16 protein-coding genes are annotated in these 17,106 nt (G+C 69.4%); 6 read left to right on the forward strand and 10 right to left on the reverse strand.

Annotated elements, in window-relative coordinates:
• Window positions 1-10: 10 nt before the first annotated feature.
• Window positions 11-289, reverse strand: a complete 279-nt coding sequence (locus OH809_RS03855; protein ID WP_266978054.1) for a metal-sensitive transcriptional regulator — start codon at window positions 287-289, stop codon at window positions 11-13.
• A 76-nt stretch (window positions 290-365) separates the two neighbouring features.
• On the opposite strand from OH809_RS03855, the gene OH809_RS03860 reads away from it, so the two are divergent.
• Complete coding sequence (locus OH809_RS03860; protein ID WP_406424000.1) at window positions 366-938, forward strand: rhodanese-like domain-containing protein; 573 nt, start codon at window positions 366-368, stop codon at window positions 936-938.
• Between the two features lie 76 nt (window positions 939-1,014).
• Here the strand turns inward: OH809_RS03860 and OH809_RS03865 are convergent, their stop codons facing one another.
• Window positions 1,015-2,310 (reverse strand): alpha/beta fold hydrolase, encoded by a 1,296-nt coding sequence (locus tag OH809_RS03865; RefSeq protein ID WP_406423998.1) that lies wholly within the window; start codon window positions 2,308-2,310, stop codon window positions 1,015-1,017.
• 106 nt (window positions 2,311-2,416) lie between these two features.
• Here OH809_RS03865 and OH809_RS03870 point away from each other — a divergent pair, with 106 nt between their 5' ends.
• Entirely contained in the window at window positions 2,417-3,580 is a 1,164-nt protein-coding gene (locus OH809_RS03870) for an ABC transporter ATP-binding protein (protein ID WP_406423996.1), read from the forward strand.
• A 267-nt stretch (window positions 3,581-3,847) separates the two neighbouring features.
• On the opposite strand, the gene OH809_RS03875 is transcribed toward OH809_RS03870, so the two are convergent.
• From OH809_RS03875 to OH809_RS03895, 5 genes are all read right to left on the reverse strand, one after another.
• Window positions 3,848-4,801, reverse strand: coding sequence for an ABC transporter substrate-binding protein (locus OH809_RS03875; RefSeq protein WP_406514839.1), 954 nt, complete (start codon window positions 4,799-4,801; stop codon window positions 3,848-3,850).
• Window positions 4,801-5,475 carry an ABC transporter permease gene (locus tag OH809_RS03880; protein WP_406423992.1) on the reverse strand — a complete coding sequence of 225 codons (675 nt, stop codon included), beginning with the start codon at window positions 5,473-5,475 and terminating at the stop codon, window positions 4,801-4,803. Before OH809_RS03880 ends, OH809_RS03875 begins: the two co-directional genes overlap by 1 nt.
• Entirely contained in the window at window positions 5,472-6,149 is a 678-nt protein-coding gene (locus OH809_RS03885; RefSeq protein WP_406423990.1) for an ABC transporter permease, read from the reverse strand. Before OH809_RS03885 ends, OH809_RS03880 begins: the two co-directional genes overlap by 4 nt.
• Before the next feature lie 944 nt (window positions 6,150-7,093).
• Window positions 7,094-7,807, reverse strand: a complete 714-nt coding sequence (locus OH809_RS03890; RefSeq protein WP_406423988.1) for a hypothetical protein — start codon at window positions 7,805-7,807, stop codon at window positions 7,094-7,096.
• A gap of 446 nt (window positions 7,808-8,253) precedes the next feature.
• Window positions 8,254-8,766, reverse strand: a complete 513-nt coding sequence (locus OH809_RS03895) for a hypothetical protein (RefSeq protein WP_406423986.1) — start codon at window positions 8,764-8,766, stop codon at window positions 8,254-8,256.
• Window positions 8,767-8,979: 213 nt separating this feature from the next.
• On the opposite strand from OH809_RS03895, the gene OH809_RS03900 reads away from it, so the two are divergent.
• Window positions 8,980-9,423: a hypothetical protein gene (locus OH809_RS03900; protein WP_406423985.1), complete on the forward strand. Its 444-nt coding sequence runs from the start codon at window positions 8,980-8,982 to the stop codon at window positions 9,421-9,423.
• Here OH809_RS03900 and OH809_RS03905 read toward each other — a convergent pair.
• A complete protein-coding gene (locus OH809_RS03905) occupies window positions 9,418-10,419 on the reverse strand; it encodes a PHP domain-containing protein (protein ID WP_406423983.1) in 1,002 nt (333 codons plus the stop codon). The two genes, OH809_RS03900 and OH809_RS03905, sit on opposite strands and share 6 nt — an antisense overlap.
• 328 nt (window positions 10,420-10,747) lie before the next feature.
• On the opposite strand from OH809_RS03905, the gene OH809_RS03910 reads away from it, so the two are divergent.
• On the forward strand, window positions 10,748-11,500 hold the full coding sequence (locus tag OH809_RS03910) for a hypothetical protein (RefSeq protein WP_406423981.1): 753 nt from the start codon (window positions 10,748-10,750) through the stop codon (window positions 11,498-11,500).
• 167 nt (window positions 11,501-11,667) lie between these two features.
• On the opposite strand, the gene OH809_RS03915 is transcribed toward OH809_RS03910, so the two are convergent.
• Entirely contained in the window at window positions 11,668-13,383 is a 1,716-nt protein-coding gene (locus OH809_RS03915; RefSeq protein ID WP_406423979.1) for a CocE/NonD family hydrolase, read from the reverse strand.
• A gap of 124 nt (window positions 13,384-13,507) precedes the next feature.
• Here OH809_RS03915 and OH809_RS03920 point away from each other — a divergent pair, with 124 nt between their 5' ends.
• Entirely contained in the window at window positions 13,508-14,197 is a 690-nt protein-coding gene (locus OH809_RS03920; RefSeq protein ID WP_406425390.1) for a TetR/AcrR family transcriptional regulator, read from the forward strand.
• A gap of 145 nt (window positions 14,198-14,342) precedes the next feature.
• Here the strand turns inward: OH809_RS03920 and OH809_RS03925 are convergent, their stop codons facing one another.
• A complete protein-coding gene (locus tag OH809_RS03925; RefSeq protein WP_406423977.1) occupies window positions 14,343-16,037 on the reverse strand; it encodes an acetolactate synthase large subunit in 1,695 nt (564 codons plus the stop codon).
• Between the two features lie 215 nt (window positions 16,038-16,252).
• Between OH809_RS03925 and OH809_RS03930 the strand changes: the two genes are divergently transcribed.
• Window positions 16,253-16,990, forward strand: a complete 738-nt coding sequence (locus tag OH809_RS03930) for a flavodoxin family protein (RefSeq protein ID WP_406423975.1) — start codon at window positions 16,253-16,255, stop codon at window positions 16,988-16,990.
• Window positions 16,991-17,106: the final 116 nt, after the last annotated feature.

Here is a 17,106-nt window from a genome sequence, read left to right on the forward strand (position 1 = left end):
GGATCCGGGCTCAGGCCAGCGAGAGGAAGAGCTTCTCCAGCCGGGCGCGCATCTGGTCCCGGTCGGCCGGTTCTGCGCCGTCGTCGGCCATGCAGTGCTGAAGGCCCGTCGCGATGATCGCGAAACCGGCGCGGTCGAGCGCGCGCGAAACAGCTGCCATCTGCGTGATGACATCCTCGCAGTCCCGGCCCTCCTCGATCATCCTGATGATCGCGGCAAGCTGGCCCTGAGCCCGGCGAAGGCGGTTGAGCACCGACTTCAGTTCGTCGGCCGCCATGTCTATTTCCACACATCCTCCTCCGAATACCCCAAGGGGTATTCTACCTGTCCGGGGTACGCCCCGGCGACGAAAGGAAACATCCCTCGTGACCAGCCCCGCCTCCCTCTCCCCCGCCCAGGCCGCAGCGCGGATCGCGGAGTTCACCGTCATCGACGTGCGGGCTCCGGGCGAGTACACCTCCGGGCACGTGCCCGGCGCGCTGAACATCCCGCTGGACCGTCTCGAAGAGGCGCTGCCCGCCCTGAAGGCGGCGGCGGCCCGCGGATCCCTGCTCGTGGTGTGCGCCTCCGGCGTGCGTTCCACCCGGGCCTGCGACATTCTCGCCACGGCGGACATCGACGCCGTCACGCTGTCCGGCGGCACCTCGGCATGGGAGGGCGAGGGCCACGACCTGGACCGTCCCGCCGGCGCCCGGGCCACCTGGCCGATGGAGCGTCAGGTCCGGTTCGCCGCCGGTTCGCTCGTGGTGGCCGGTCTGCTCGCGGGTCGGCGTTTCCCGGCCGCGCGCTGGCTTTCGGCCGGCGTCGGCTCCGGTCTGGTCTTCTCCGCGGTGACCAACACCTGCGGAATGGCCGCCGTCCTGTCGAAGCTGCCGCACAACCGGGCCCCGCGCTCGGCTGCGGACTTCGACGCCACGCTGGACGCCCTGCAGGGCTGAAGCGGTCCGGGCATACCCGTACGGCAGGTGCCGGTCACGCCACCCGCGTGACCGGCACCTGCCGTGAACAAGCAGGTCAGACCTCGTCCCGGACAAGGGCGAGCAGCCGGTCGAGCACCCGCGGTCCCCCGGCGCGCAGCCCGTCGTGCTCGAACTCGTTCGTCACCCAGGTGCGCAGTCCGCGGATCGCCGCGGCGGTGCGCAGCGCGTGCTCGGTGTCGACGTACATGTCGTCGTGATAGACGGCCGCGGCCACCGGTACGTCATTGGCGGCGAGCCGCTCGGTGTCGTACAGCTCGGGCCAGTCGGTACGGGAGGCGAGCAGTTCGGCGGTCTCGCGCAGCGGGCGCAGGGCCGGGTCCACGTCGAAGTGCCAGGGGTGGATGCTCTCGCCGGTGAAGAGCACCGGCGCGTCGCCGGCCAGGGCCGTGGCGGCGTCGAACTGCGGGAATTCGGCGCGGACCCGCTCGGCGGACCAGCCGGTGGGCTCGTTGCCCTGGCCGTAGATCGCCTCGTGCATCAGGGCGTACAGCGGGTGACCCGCAAACGAGTTGGCGGTGCGCACGGCCTCCTGGAAGGTGTCGGAGAGCTCGGTGCCCAGCGGCGTACGGACGAAGGCGTTCTCCAGCAGGTAGTGCAGCTGGTGACTGCCGGCATCGCCGCCCAGCATGATGCCGAGGGACTGGAACCCCTCGGGCGTCAGGCGGTGTCCGGCGCTCTCCGGACGGCGCTCCAGGAGGTACGCGGCGATCTCGCGAGCACGCTCGACGTCCTGCGGGTAGCGGGCGTAGTGGGCGGCGACCTTCCGCTCGATCCGCGGGTACGCGGCCCGGTACACGTCGTCGGCGTGGGCATCGAGCGAGGGCAGTCCGCCGGTGATCAGGACGGCCTCGAGCCCCTCGGGGGCAACCGACAGATAACGGACCGCGCAGAAGCCGCCGAACGACTGGCCGAGCACGGTCCACGGGGCGCCGCCGGTCAGCTGCGGCCGGATCAGCTCGCAGTCGCGCACGATGTTGTCGGACCGGAAGTGGGCGAGATAGTCGGCCTGCTCACGTGGGCCGCCGCGCAGCGGAAGGGTCTGTCGGTTGGCCGGTGTGGACAGCCCGGTGCCGCGCTGGTCGAGCAGCAGCACCCGGAACTCCTTCACCGCCCGCCCAAGCCAGGCCTCCGTACCGACGAAACGACGGGCACCGAAGCCGGGTCCGCCCTCCAGGTACACCAGCCACGGCAGCTCGTCGTCGACCTTGCCGCTCGCGACGGCCTCCCGGCCGAAGATCTCGATCTGCTCACCGCCCGGATCGGCGTGATCGAGCGGGACGGTGAAACGGCGGTCGGTGAGAACGACGCCGGGCTGCCGGTAACTGGTCAAAAGGTGCTCCTGAATCAGACGTATCACCGACAGTTCAGCACACGCCCGTGACTCGGACAGTCCCGGCCCGTGTGCGACGCGCCCGGGGGGCTCCTAGCGTGCAGCCATGATCCGGTTCGAGCAGGTCGGCAAGGTCTATCCGGACGGCACAACCGCGGTCGACGGGTTGTCCTTCGAGGTCGCCGAGGGGGAACTCGTCACCCTCGTCGGGCCGTCGGGCTGCGGCAAGACCACCACGATGATGATGGTGAACCGGCTGATCGAGCCGACCTCGGGCCGGATCCTGGTGGACGGCGAGGACATCGCGGGGATCGACCCGGTGCGACTGCGCCGCCGGATCGGTTATGTCATCCAGCAGGTCGGCCTCTTCCCGCACCGGACGATCCTCGACAACACCGCGACCGTTCCCTCCCTGGTCGGCTGGAAGCGGGGCAGGGCCCGGGAGCGGGCGGCGGAACTGCTGGATCTGGTGGGACTCGACCCGAAGACGTACGGCTCCCGGTACCCCGCCCAACTCTCCGGCGGCCAGCGCCAACGGGTGGGTGTCGCACGGGCGCTGGCCGCCGATCCGCCGGTGCTGCTGATGGACGAACCGTTCGGTGCGGTCGACCCGGTGGTGCGGGAGCGGTTGCAGAACGAGTTCCTGAGCCTGCAGGCGGCCTTCAGGAAGACGGTCCTGATGGTCACCCATGACATCGAGGAAGCGGTCCGGATGGGCGACCGGATCGCGGTGTACGGGGAGGGGCGCATCGAGCAGTTCGACAAGCCGGCCACCGTGCTCGGCACACCGGCGACGCCTTACGTGGCCCAATTCGTCGGCGCGGACCGTGGACTGAAACGGCTGTCGGTCACCACGATCGAGCGGGACGACCTGGAGGAGCCGCCGATCGCCCGGCTCGACGAGCCCGTACGCTCGGCGGCGGCCCGGCTGAACGGCGCGGGGGCCCGCTGGGCGGTCGTGCTCGGCGCCGAGGGTGAACTGCACGGCTGGGTGCCGGCGGACGCACTGCGGATCGCCGGGGAACACGGCACGGTCGGCGAACTGGCGCGCCGGATGGATGCGTGGGTACCGGTCGGGGCCCCGCTGAAGCAGGCATTCAGCGAGATGCTGCAGCACGACGCCGGGTGGGTGGCGGTGCTGGACGGGTCGCGTTTCCTCGGCGTCCTGACTCCGGCGAAACTCCACGAGGCGCTGCGCCGGTCGGTGGACGCGGACGCGCGGGGAGTGGGGCGCGACGAGGTGCAGTTCGACTCGGTGGCGGACGCCTGACGGACCGGTGGGCCGGTGCGACCGATCCGCCGGGCCCCGCGTTGATCAGGTACGCCCGACGCCCGGTGCGAAGATCCCTTGACCCGCCTCCCCGCGAAAGCTGGGCTTCCACGGTAGAAAGCGCTTGCTACCCAGCGAATTCCCCCATCACCCACCCAGGGTCTGCAGCTCACGGCCTCCCATCTGTCCGGGCAGAACCTGTGGGGGGACCGCGAGCGGATCACCGCGCGGATCGCGGAACTCCCCTGGTAGGTACGCGCACGCCGCTCAGCTGCCCGGAATGAGCTTCTTGGACTCCAGGTAGTTCCGCGCGACGTCGTCGGGGAGCCGCCGCCAGCTGTCCACCTGCTCGTTCATCCGGGCGAGATCCGCGGTCGTCAACACGGTGTTGAGCCGGTCCAGTGCGTCGCGTACGCCCGGGCTTCCCGCCCGGGACCGGTTGACGACAGGGACGAGGTAGTCGGCGTTCTGCAGATGCTTGTCGTCGGCGAGCAGAACCAGCCCGAAGGTGTCGAGGGTGGCATCGGTGGTGGTGGTCAGGACCATCTGGTCCCGACCGCTCCGGACCGCCTGTTTCGCCTGTGTGGTGCCGACGCCCTTGGGATCGACGGCGACGATGTCGATGCCGTACGACTTCTTCAGTCCCGGAGCGCAGTAGGGCCGCTGCACGCACTCGTCACCCGCGGCCAGCCGTACGGGAAGCCCTGACCTGCCCAGATCGCTGAGCGTCCTCAGCCGGTGCTTCGCCGCGTACGGAGCGGTGACCGCGAACGCGTTCTGGTCGACGGCGCGGCCCGGGTCGAGGACGGTGAGGCCGCGGGGCGTGGCGAGGGCGCGCAGGGCCTTCATGGTGGTGTCCAGGTCGGGAGAGCCGACGGGGGCGGCTTCGGCGCCGTTCTTCTGTGCGTTCAGCCAGTCGGCGAAGGTGGCGGCGTACTCCGGTACGACGTCGATCTGGCCGCTCTCCAGTGCCGGTTCGTAGATCTCCCGGTTGGTGACGGAGATGACCTTGGTGGAGTAGCCGGCCCGGTCCAGCAGCAGCGCGTACATCCGGGCGAGCAGGTCACTCTCGGTGAAGCCCGCGGATCCGATGGTGAGGTGCTTGCTGTCGCCCGGCGGGGCGGTGACCTCGCCCTGGTCCTCCAGGGCGGGCCCGGTGGTGCACGCGGACGCGGTCAGCAGCAGCGTCAGGAGTACGGGCACGGTCCGGCCGTCCCTCATCAGGATTCCTCGCCGCGCACCCAGTCGGGGGCGAGCCGCTGCCCGAGCTCGAAGATCCCTTCGACGATCAGGGCGAACACGGCGACGAGCATCGCCCCGGCCACCACCTGCGGGGTGGAGGCGAGGTTGAAGCCCGCGGTGATGATGCGGCCGAGTCCGCCGCCGCCCGCCAGCGCGGCCAGGGTGGCGGTGGCGACGAGCTGGACGGCCGCGATCCGTACACCGGTGAGGATCAACGGCAGGGCGAGCGGCACTTCGACCCGCAGCAGCAGCTGCCGCCCCGTCATGCCCATGCCGCGGGCGGCCCGTACGACATCGCGGTCGACCTCCCGCACCCCCACGTACGCATTGGTGAGCAGCGGCGGGACGGCGAACAGCACCAGGGCGACGACGGTCGGCCCCTCGCCGTACCTGCCGATCGGGGTGAGGAGCAGCAGGACCAGGACGGCGAAGGTGGGGACGGCGCGGCCGAGGTTGGAGATATTGACGGCGAGTGTCCCGCCCTTGCCGAGATGACCGAGGACGAGAGCAGCGGGCAGCGCGATGAGGCAGCTGATCAGCAGGCAGACGACGGTGAGGACGAGGTGCTGTTCGAGCCGGTGCCAGATGCCGTTGTCGCCGGTCCAGTGGGCGGAGCTGGTGAGCCAGGACCAGGTGTCGGAGAGGGTGTTCACGACTTCCTACGGGTCCACGGGGTCAGCAGCCGCTGCGCGCCGAGCAGCAGCAGGTCGGCGGCGACGGCGATGACGACGCAGAGTGCGGACGCGGTGAGCACCTGGGCCTTGAAGTAGGTGTTCATCCCGGAGTAGATGAGATTGCCGAGCCCGCCGTAGCCGACGATCGCACCGACGGTGACCAGGGAGACCGCGGAGACGGTGGCGATCCTCAGCCCGGCCATGGCGGCGGGCAGAGCGAGGGGCAGCTCCACGGCGACAAGGAGCCGGACGGGCCCGTAGCCCATGCCGCGCGCGGCCTGTCGGGTCTCCTCGGGCACGGCGCGCAGTCCGGCGAGGATGTTCCGTACGAGAAGGGTGAGCGAGTAGAGGACAAGCCCCGCGACGACGAGCGAGGCGGAAAGTCCGTAGACCGGCAGCAGCAGCGAGAACATGGCGAGCGACGGCACGGTGTAGAGGATGGTCGTCACACCGAGGACGGGTCCGGCCGCCCAGCGCAGGCGACGGGCGGCAAGCGCGAGGGGCAGGGCGAGGAGCAGTCCGATGCACACGGAGACCGCGGTGAGCTGGAGGTGCTGGAGGACGGCGTCCCAGAGAATGTTGCGACGGCTGGTCAGATAGGCACCGCAGAGCCAGTCATTGCGCGCGAGGCAGTCGTCTGGGGGCGCGGTCACGAGTTCATTGGAGCGCGGGAGCCGGGCGCCCGCTCGTCTTGATCGACTGTTCGTGGGACGGGCGTGCGGGGGGACGGAGGCGCGCCCGGGCGGCGGCCGCCGCTTCCAAGGCGCGCGTTGCACAGGGGTTCGAGACGCCGTCGGACATCCGTCGACTCAGACCGACCGGCAATTGGGGGCGGACGCGGCACACGGGTTCTCGTACTCACCTCGCACGCGAGGCAATGGGTGGGCCGCACTTGCTGCGTACGGGTGGCACCCGCGCGCCCATGGCCGGGTGAGCCCGTGCGTGACGGTAGACCAGGGGCAGGCCTCACAATCTTCCGTACGCACAGAGGAGCCCCCGCATGGTGACACCGGGCCGTGCCGACGACGCGTACCGCTTCGACGCGCTGCGCCCGATGCACACCGACTGCACGCTCCAGCGTTCCCCCCGAGATCAGCAACACGGAGGGGCCGATCGACCGCAGCCGCGCAGTCGGGGCGGAGCGCGGCGTCACGACCGAACTGCTCCGGGCGATCGACCACGACAGCGCGACCGGCGTGTGACCGGACATGAGGAAGCACGGCTGGAAGACGGACGCCTGGCCCCGAGTTGCACGAGAAGGAGATGGCCGCCGACAAACGGCGCGATCCGAGGAGAGCCTCGCGCCGTGCACACAAGGGTTTTCCAGGGGGATGTGACGAGGCTCCCGGTGGATGAGTTGCCGGGCAACGTCTTCCACCAGGAGCCTCGAGCGCCTGTCCACCCCTCTGCCATCGACCTGCCCAGCTCTGCCCCGGGGGGTTCCTGGCGTCGGAGTTGACGGCGCACCAGCTGCCGGTCGGGCCCGGTGGCGGCGTCCTTGTCCGACGCGACGCCCCTTGCTGGCCCTGGCCGACCTCCCGGAAACCCCGGACCGATTCCGACGGACCGCGGGTTCCAAGTGATGCGGGTGGCGCTGTTACCACCTGTCGTAGTGGTCACCGATCACCCGGAAGCTGCCCACGACGCCATTGTTGGCGAACAAGCCCCCCTCGACCGTGGGGGTCACGACGCCGTGGGTGGCGCCGTGGGGACCGACGGTGGCAACCGGAGAGCCGTTGTCGCAGGTGGACCCGCGGTAGACCTCAACGGTCTTCCAGCTGTCGTTGCTGATGCTGAAGCTGGTTGAGCCCAGTCCGCTGGCCGCGGTGATGCAGCCGTCGACGGCTGCGGAGTACGTCCGATCGTTGAATTGGATTCTTCCGTCTTCCCCACGGTCGTAGCCGCGGTCCGAACCGCGGTCGCTACCCCCGTAGCCGCGACCCCCGTCATCACGGCCCCCGTCATCTCGGCCCCCATCGTCGCGGCCCCCGTCATCACGGCCCCCATCGTCGCGACCGCCGTCATCACGGCCCCCATCGTCGCGACCGCCGTCATCACGGCCGCCGTCCCCCTTCCCGTATCCGCTGTCCCCATCAGGGAGCGTCCCGGCGGGGGCGGACTTCGGAACGGCCGGCACGGACTTCGGGACGGCCGGGGCGGCTTGAGGGACGGACGGGGCGGCCGTGGCGGCCTGCTGGACGGACGGGGCGGCCTGGGTGGATCCGTTGGCCGAGGCATACGTGATGCCGGTGACGGCAAGGACCGATGCGCCTACTGCGGCGGCGGTCACGGCGAATTTGCGCGTGGTCATGTCACTTCTTCCTGTCTCAGAGACGCCGGCCGTGCAGCCGATCCGTAACGAAACGTACTAATCCCCCCTTTGGCTGTCATGTCGGGCATATCGAAGGTGTGACACCAGGGGGCCGACCGGGCGTATGTACGAGAAGCAGTAGCCCGAGCTGATACGTCAGTCGGGTCGACGGATCCGCCGGTGGCGAGAGGACCCCGTGAGCCGTAGTGGCCGGAGAGCGGCTCGACGGGCGGAACAGTGGTCATTCCGGTCGCACCCACGGAAGGGATCGGGAAGCCCGGCGACACCCACAGATGGTCTCTCCACAAGGAGAGCCGACCGTGAGGAGTGCACCACCCGGCTCACCGCGAAGACGGCCCGCAGGGCCTCGATCGTCATGGAGGGGGTCGGCACAGACGAAAGGGCTCGGCCGGGTCACCCCCCGGGCAAGCGCCTCAGCCGGTCGTTCATCCTCCCAGTCGGCCCAGCCCGCTGAGAAGTTCAGGCCATTGCTCCTCCGGTTGGGAGCCGGTGAGGTGCATGTAGCGCGGCCCTGCCACCCACTCCTGGAAGAACGTGGTGAAGTCGTCAGCCGCCCTTTCGAAGACGGCCGACTTCCACCATTCGACCCCGGTGTCGGGGAAGTTCCAGACCGCCCCCGTCGATCGGTTGACGAAGAACGGTTCGTCGGAGACGACACCGGGGCAGAACCATTCCTCGCGGCCGAGGTTGACCTCGGCCTCGTCGACCGGGTCCGCGTAGAACTGCATCCTGTCGACCGTCGCGGCGTCGAACACGGTGACGTCTCCGCAGGTGGCGCCGTCGCATACCGCGAGGAACTCCCGGTACCGGTCCGGCAGGTCGGCTCCGATTCTCTCGGGCGGAGCCCCGGCGGGCAGCGAATTCAGCATGCTCCACTCATGTCGCGTCGCGGTCGTGGAGCGCAGTTCCTCCACCAACCGCCGGAGTTCGGCAGTCACCTCGTGTTCCCTACTTTTTTGATCTTGATGGGAGCGAAGTCCTCCAGGCTCTTGATCTGCAGTCAGATCTGCTGGGGCCGAATGGGCCAGTTGGTGAACCGGTCCAGCATCCTGAGGCTACCGGTCACATCGCCCGCCCAGCTGCCGAGTTCCTGGCGCATCGCCTCGTCCAGGGGTGACCAATTGGTGGCCAGGACTTTGTCCCGTGCCTGATTGCGCCGCCAGGCGGTTGCCGGGCTTGCCGGTGTCGAGGCCAACGCCCTCGCCCATGGCCAGGTCGTTCCGCTGTCCGGCAACGCGTCACGTGTCGGCCTCCTCATGACCGCGACCTACGCCCCGGCCTGCGGACTGCCCGGGACGGTGACAATCACCTACCCCGAGGGAACCACGGTTTCCTCTCCGGTCACCGTCCCCGACCGGGCGAGCAGCGCCGTTCCGCAGAAGGCGGTGGTCGCGGCCCACGGCGACAGGGTCAACGGCAGCGGGCGTGCGCAGAGCACCCGTGCCGCGAACCTCTACTCCATCGCTGTGGACGTCGATCCGCACAGGCAGCCGGCATCCGCCACTCTGCCCACGGGGCCCCGCTACATGGGTGCGAAGTCATCGGCCCTCCATGTCTTCGCCCGCGCCACGGACGGACCGGGCTCGGCGTCATGACCAGGCCAGCAGTTCGTCCACCGGCCACGACGTGATGACCCGTTCGGCGGGCACCCCGCACTCCTCTGCCCGGGCACAGCCGAAGATCTGCCAGTCGAGCTGTCCTGGCGCGTGCGCGTCGGTGTCGATCGCGAACAGCGCGCCTGCGTCGACGGCCTGCCGCAGCAGACGCCGCGGCGGATCGAGCCGCTCCGGACGGCTGTTGATCTCCACCGCGGTGCCCGCCTCGGCACACGCCGCGAAGACCTCGTCCGCGTCGAACTCCGACTCCGGGCGTCCCCGGCCGGTGATCAGACGGCCCGTGCAGTGCCCCAGTACGTCCGCCTCCGGATGGCGAACGGCCGCGACCAGTCGGCGCGTCATGGCCCGTGCGTCCATCCGCAGCTTGGAGTGCACGGACACGACCACCACATCGAGCTGCTCCAGCAGTCGGTCCTCCTGGTCGAGGGAGCCGTCCGGAAGGATGTCGCACTCGATTCCGGTGAGCAGCCGGAACGGTGCCCACTGCTCGTTGAGTGCGGCCACGGCCTCCAATTGGCGGCGCAGCCGTTCGGGCGACAGTCCGTTCGCCACAGTCAGCCGGGGTGAGTGGTCGGTGAGGACCGCCCACTCGTGCCCCAGCTCGATCGCCGTCCGTCCCATCTCCTCGATCGGACTTCCGCCGTCCGACCAGTCGGAGTGCAGATGGCAGTCGCCACGCAGCAGGGCGAGCAGCGTTTCACCCCCTTCCATGAGGGGAGCCGCGGCGGCGGCCTCCAGCCGCTGGAGGTAGCCGGGGGCTTCCCCGGCGAGCGCTTCACGCACCACCTGTGCCGTCTTCGGCCCGATGCCCCTGACCGACTCCAGCGACCCCGACGCCACTCGTTCCGCGATCTCGTCGCCCGTCATCGCGCCCACCGCGGCGGCGGCCTTGCGGAACGCCTGGACGCGGTACGTGGCAGCCTGGTCGCGTTCCAGCAGGAAGGCGATCCGCCGCAGGGCATCGACCGGGTCCATCGGCACCTCATTTCCGGCCCTCGCGCGACGGGGCTGCGCCGCTGCTCCCTCCACGTTGGCACAGCCCGGCAGCAGGCGGCATCTTGCGCACGGACGGTGGTCCGAGTCGGGTGAGGTACGTGTCATGGGGTGCGCATTGCGCCGAGTTCGCCCCCCTCGGGATCACCAAGCGGGTCGGTGGGTCAGAGGAACAGTGCCGCGGTCACGGCGTCCGGCGATGACGTTCCCGCCTTGCCAGGCCACGACGAAGGCAGTATTGAGACCACGTAGAGTAGGAATCTTCGGCCGGCGGAAGCCCTCCGGAGTACCTGAAGGACGTGCGCCCCCGATGAATCGTGACGAGGCTCCCGCTCGACTCCGTCTCAACGCGTCACTGGACGGCCTCGCCGTCACCTTCCATGGCATGACCGCCCGTTCCGACGAGTACAACTGCCCGTGTCACTGGGGCAGCGCAGAGGAACTCGCGCAGTTGAAGGCGCCGGGCGTGGAGTTGGAGCCCGATCTCCTGCGTCGCACCTGGGACGCCCCGGACTGGACCGACCACGCGGCCGTGCTGCGTCGCATCCTGCCTCAGTTCGCCGCGGCACTTGTCCGTGGCCTCGTCGAACCACTCGGTATGGAGGAGGCCGGACGGTCATTCGCCCGAGGCCACTGGCAACGGTGGCCTGTCGGGCAAGCCGCAGCGGTGCGGGAGTTCCTGCACGCCTGGTGGGCTCTCAGTCTCACCGACCCGGATCCCACCGTGCCGGCGTACGAGGTCCTGGCCCTGTGCGCCGAGGCGTCCGCCGAGATCAGTCCGTGGCTCACCGTCTGGGCGGAACTGCGTCATCCCGTGGCCGACCAGAACCTGGCCGAGGCGGTAAGGCAGTGGGAGTACAGCCTGCTGGGGGATCTACTCCCGTGGCACAGCCGTGAGAACAGGGATGAGATGTGCGCCGAGCTCGCCGCCTGGCTCATCCGCCACGCCCCTGACCGGCTGCGAGCCCACGGCGACTCCGAGGAATTACTCCACCTGATACGGCTGCTCAGCCTCCCGGGCCCCGCCCGCTGGGAGGACCCGCACGCGCCCGGCAGCCTCTGAGGCCCGGACCTGCGGCGCCGGTGACACCGCGGCCGTGCGGACGACGCCCTCCCCGGACGCCACGGTGGCCCGCCCGCGGCAGAACCCGTCGGAGGGCCACCAGGTGGTGGACGAGGACGTCGTGCGCCGGGACTGTATCCCTTTTTTTCCCGGTGGCGCCCCGCTGTCTATGCGTCGGGCTGTTCACCTTCGAAGGGCTGCGCAGCCTGGGTGCTCCCGGGAAGCATCAGTGCTGAGTCCGCGTGGAGTGTGAGGCGTACCGGTGTGAAGTCGATGGCGTCGACCGACGACTCCCCGGTGCCGGGATTACGGGCGTAGCGCGGATGGGCACCGCCGCTGATCTGCCAGCGGATACGGTGACCGGCGGCGAAGCGGTGGGCGGTCGAGCCCATCGGTACGGTGACCATCGAGGGCTCCTGCTCAACCGTCCGCAGCTGAGCCAGTCCGTCACAGACGTTGAGTGAACGGCCTTGTGCGTCCACGTCGCACAGTCGGGTGAAGACATCGGCGTATCCGGTGTCCGTGGCGATGCTCAGCCGCGCGGAGACCGGGCCGAGGACGTCCACGGGCTCGGCCAGCGGCGGGCCCGTAAATGTCAGGACGTCCTCTCGGGCTTCCAGGGCGCTGTTGTCGCGGGGGCCGGCGCCGCGGAAGAGCAGAGGGCCGCCGACGGACGGGGTGGGATCGGCCGGGTCGTAACGGAAGGACCTCAGCGGTGTGTTGTCCGTGGGTGCCTGCTGGGTCAGATACCCGTCCGGGGCGGGGAACCATGACGTCGCGGCCGGGGTCAGCGGCCAGTCGTCGAGGTCCCGCCACGCGTTGTCGCCACCGACATGCACGCGCACTGCGGTGGGGCGCAGGCCGGAGGGGTCGGCGCACAGGTGCGCGCGCAGCCAGGCGAGGCTCTCGGCGAACACCTCGGGCCAGCCCTGTTGAAGCGCGGAGGTATGTGTCCAGGGGCCGACGAGCAGCGCGGTCTCGCAGCCGGCCCGACGCAGCCTGTCGTACTGCTCGAAGGTCTGGTCGACCAGCGCGTCGTACCACCCGGTGGTCAGGGCGGTGGGCACGCTCAGCCGCGAAGCCGCTTCTCCCGGGGACGCGCCGAGCCAGTACGGGTCGTTGGCGTCGGGGTGCGTCATCACGTCGTCCAGCCAGGGCACTTCTTCCCCCAGTGCGGACGCGTACGCTCCGCGCAGCGGCTGCGCGGTGGTGATGGCGCGCAGTCGGCGCTGCAGGCGCAGCGTCCCCCTCACCAAGGGGCCGATCCCCCGATGCTGGTATGTCATGCCGACACCGACAGCGAGGGCGTTCTCCAGGCGGAGTGCGCCGTCGGTGTGAAACAGGGCGTAGGGATCGTGCAGACCCACCTGCACCACCATCGCCTTCAGCTCCGGTGGCGGGTCCAGGGCGAGCGCCCACTGCACGTAACCCAGGTAACTGGGGCCGACCGTGCCCAGAATTCCGTTGAACCAGGGCTGCTCTCGCAGCCAGGTCACCGTGGCCTGACCGTCGGCGGCCTCGTTGCGCCACAGATCGAACCGGCCCCCCGAGCCGCCGGTGCCGCGGCAGCTCTGCAGGACCACGTGGAAGCCCTGTTCGGCGAAGAGCATGCCGTACATGGGTGACCACGGCACGCCCCGACCGTACGGCGAGCGCACGACAAGGGTGGGGAAGTCTCCCTCCGCACGCGGGAAGTAGTGATCCGTACGCAACGGGCTGCCGTCGGCGGCCGGCACCACCAGTCCCGGCTCCCACCCGGCTTCGTGCCGCTTGGCCGGGAGATTGCGCCAGGTCGCTCTCATCATCCGTGCGGACAGCGGCGGCTTCCCGGAAGGCGGCATCCAGGCCGACCTCGGCACAGCGTCGTGCATGCGTGATGTCATCGTCGTCCTCCACTATTCTCGTACTGCGTACGAGAATAGTGGATGCTTGGATGGCTTCGACACGAGAGGCAGCGACCAGGAAAGGAATACGAAGATCGTGACCCCTGACGGCGGGTCCGGCGCCATGAGCGTCGACCCACAGCAACTCTGGCTCGGTCCCGCCCGGCCCCGCAGGGGGCGCAGGCCCACCTTCAGCCGCGAGGCGATCACAGCCGCAGCCGTCGCCCTCGCAGACGCGGAAGGGCTCGACGCGGTCACCATGCGACGGGTCGCCGCACAGGTCGGAGCCGGCGCCATGTCGCTCTACAGCTACGCCCCCGACAAGGAGACGCTGCTGGAACTGATGGTCGACCACGTCAGCGGCGAACTGCCGACGACGGACGAACGCACCGGCGACTGGCGCACCGACCTGAAGGCCATCGCCCACCTCCAGCGCGCTCATATGCTCCGGCACCCCTGGCTGCCCGCCGCCCTGTCGGCCCGCCGGACACCCGGCCCCAACACCCTGGCCTTCCTGGAGCACGCACTTGCCGCCCTGCGGCCCACCGGGCTGGACGGCGCAGCGAAGCTGGAGGTCTTCGCCCAGCTCACCGGATTCGTGGCCGGGCACGTCGCCCACGAGATCGCGCAGGCCGCAGCCGCGGCATCGCCCGACCGGACCGCAGCCGAAGCCCGCTACCTCGCCGCTGTCGCCGCGGACGGCCACCACCCGGAGCTCGCCGAGGCCCTCTCCGCACCCGGACACCCGCTCACTCCGGAAGCCACGTTCACCCGGTTCCTCAACCGTCTGGTCGACGGCCTCGACACCGACTGATCCGGCAGCCCTCCACGAGGTACGACAAGCCGGCCGTCCGCCATGAGGCCGCCGTGCCGGTCACAGCCATCAATGAATGGCTGCGGCCGGCACTTTCGCAACAGACCCAAAGTGCATTGATCACAAGCATTGTTGACACGTGGAGTCAGAACGGGCCGTGGAGCGCGCCGAGCCGCTCTGTGAGCCGCAGGTTCTCGGAGTAGTCGATGGGGCAGGCGATCACCGACACTCCGTCACCGGCCAGCGCACGTAGCAGCGCCGGCAGTAGCTGATCGGCCGCCTCGATGCGGCAGCCGTGGGCGCCGAAGCTCTCGGCGTAGGCGACGAAGTCCGGATTGGTGAAGCGGGTGTGGCTGTGGCGTTCGAGTTCGAGCTCCATCTTCCAGGTGATCAGGCCGTACTCCTCGTCGACCAGTACGAGGACCACCAGTGGGATGTGTTCGCGAACGGCAGTCTCCAGTTCCTGGGAGTTCATCAGGAATGAGCCGTCGCCCATCATGGCCAGCACACGCTGCTCCGGACGGGCGAGTTTCGCGGCGATGGCACCGGGCAGCGCGAAGCCCATGGTGGACAGCCCGTTGGAGACCAGGCAGGTGTCCGGCTCGTACGCCGGATACAGGCGGGCCATCCACATCTTTCCGGCGCCGGTGTCGGCGAGCACGATGTCGTCGCGCCCCAGCGCCGCTCGCACGTCGGCGACCACGCGCTGCGGCACGAGCGGGCATGCGTCGCTCCGTCGTCCGTACTCCAGCTCCTCGTTGAGCAAGGCTCGGATGCGCGCACCGGTCCCTGACTCGTAGTCGAGGCCGTCCGGCAGCGCGGCCGCCAGTGCGTCCAGTGCCTGCGAAAGATCACCCTCGACACCGACCGTGACCGGGTAGTGCGCATCTACCTCGGCAGGAAACCGGTGCAGGTGAACGATGCGCTTGTCGCCGTCCGGATTGATCTTCACCGGGTCGAACTCCTGGACTTCGTAGCCGACGCAGATGAGGACGTCTGCGGTGTCGAAGCCGAAGTTGGAATAGTCATGGCGCATGAAGCCGACCGCCCCGAGCGCGTTCGGGTGGTCGTCGGGGAAGACACCCTTCCCGTGGAAGGTGGTCGCCACAGGCACGTTCAGCCGCTCGGCAAAACGCATGAGAGCCTCTGCCGCCTTGCCCCTCGCGGCGCCGTGGCCGGCAAGGACGACCGGTCGGCGCGCCGTCGCGAGAACCTCCGCTGCCCGGGCGATCTGGGAGGGCGACGGCGCGTCGGCATGGACCGTGTCGACCTGCAGGGGGTTGAGCGGCCTGGTGATTCGTGAGGCTTCGATGTCCTCGGGGACTGCTACGAAGACCGCTCCCGGACGCTCGCTCTGCGCGGTCTTGAACGCCTTCCGTACCATCTCGGGCACCGCGACGGGGCTGTCCACGCGAGCGGACCACTGGGTGACCGGTGCGAACATCGACACCAGATCGATGACCTGATGGGACTCCTTGTGCAGCCGGCCCAGCGATCCCTGCGCCGCAAGAGCCACGAACGGTGCGCTGTTGGTCGTCGCGTCCGCTGCACCCAGCAGGAGATTGATCGCACCGGGCCCCAGCGTGGCCGAGCACACCCCGGCCCGCCCGGTCAGGCGTCCGTAGATCTCGGCCATGAACGAGGCGCCCTGCTCGTGGCGGACCAGGACGTATCGGATGCGCGAACCTTCCAGGGCATCGACGAAGCGGATATTCTCTTCGCCAGGGATCCCGAAGATGTACTCCACGCCCTCGGCCTCAAGACAGCGGACCATCAGGTTCGCGACGTCTTCGGTCCTCGTCCCGGAGCTCTGCGGACCGGAGGTGGGGTGGGTGTCCATGGGCCGAACGTATGCACATGCCGGAGGGCGGACCACGCACCAACCCCCGGTCGGGTGAAGGGCACGTCCGTCAAGGGCCGGCCTACCGGGTGCTCGGCTGTCGGAGTGATCGCCGGTGTTCGACTGTGCCGTAGCAGTCGTAGCCGGATCCCTGCCAGCACGATGGTCGGTGTTGGGCCGCCGTGACGGCACGGCGGCGAAAGCCAGGAGGACCTGTGACCACCCAGTCGCCCAGTGCCGAGTCGCCGCCCGCTCGCTACGACGACCTGCGCGCCCTCGTCGTCAACTGCACGCTCAAACGCTCACCCGAAGTCAGCAACACACAAGGGCTGATCGACAGGAGCCGGGCCGTGATGGAGGCGCAGGGCGTAAACGTCGACGTCGTACGGGCTGTCGACCACGACATCGCGACCGGCGTATGGCCGGACATGACGGAACACGGCTGGGCCAGTGACGAGTGGCCCGCACTGTACGACCAGGTGATGGCGGCCGACATCCTCGTGCTGGCCGGCCCCATCTGGCTGGGAGACAACTCGTCAGTCATGAAGAAGGTGATCGAGCGGCTCTATGCCTGTTCCAGCCTGCTCAACGAGAAGGGTCAGTACGCCTACTACGGCAGGGCGGGCGGCTGCCTGATCACCGGCAATGAAGACGGCGTGAAGCACTGCGCGATGAATGTGCTCTACAGCCTCCAGCACCTCGGGTACACCATCCCGCCACAGGCCGACGCGGGCTGGATCGGGGAGGCGGGCCCAGGACCGTCGTATCTCGATGCCGGATCCGGCGGACCCGACAACGAGTTCACCAAGCGCAACACCACCTTCATGACGTGGAACCTGATGCACCTGGCGGCCATGCTCAAGCGGGCGGGCGGGATTCCGGCGCACGGCAACCAGCGATCCGAATGGGACGCGGGCTGCCGCTTCGACTTCCCGAACCCGGAACACCGCTGAAACCAGAAGCCGGAACGTCGATGAAGGGGGTTCTGCTCCTGGTCCGGCAACCACAGACCCGGCGACGCTGGCGGGCGGTGGTCCCGCGCGACGGAGCTCGACCTCCGCATAAGTGC

The organism is Streptomyces sp. NBC_00873 (assembly GCF_045207415.1).
Lineage (GTDB): Bacteria > Actinomycetota > Actinomycetes > Streptomycetales > Streptomycetaceae > Streptomyces.

Coding starts and splice junctions, on each gene's coding strand:
- OH809_RS03870 (WP_406423996.1), top strand. CDS start 2,417: ATGATCCGGTTCGAGCAGGTCGGCAAGGTCTATCCGGACGGCACAACC.
- OH809_RS03875 (WP_406514839.1), bottom strand. CDS start 4,801: ATGAGGGACGGCCGGACCGTGCCCGTACTCCTGACGCTGCTGCTGACC.
- OH809_RS03890 (WP_406423988.1), bottom strand. CDS start 7,807: ATGACCACGCGCAAATTCGCCGTGACCGCCGCCGCAGTAGGCGCATCG.
- OH809_RS03905 (WP_406423983.1), bottom strand. CDS start 10,419: ATGGACCCGGTCGATGCCCTGCGGCGGATCGCCTTCCTGCTGGAACGC.
- OH809_RS03910 (WP_406423981.1), top strand. CDS start 10,748: ATGAATCGTGACGAGGCTCCCGCTCGACTCCGTCTCAACGCGTCACTG.
- OH809_RS03915 (WP_406423979.1), bottom strand. CDS start 13,383: ATGACATCACGCATGCACGACGCTGTGCCGAGGTCGGCCTGGATGCCG.
- OH809_RS03920 (WP_406425390.1), top strand. CDS start 13,508: ATGAGCGTCGACCCACAGCAACTCTGGCTCGGTCCCGCCCGGCCCCGC.
- OH809_RS03925 (WP_406423977.1), bottom strand. CDS start 16,037: ATGGACACCCACCCCACCTCCGGTCCGCAGAGCTCCGGGACGAGGACC.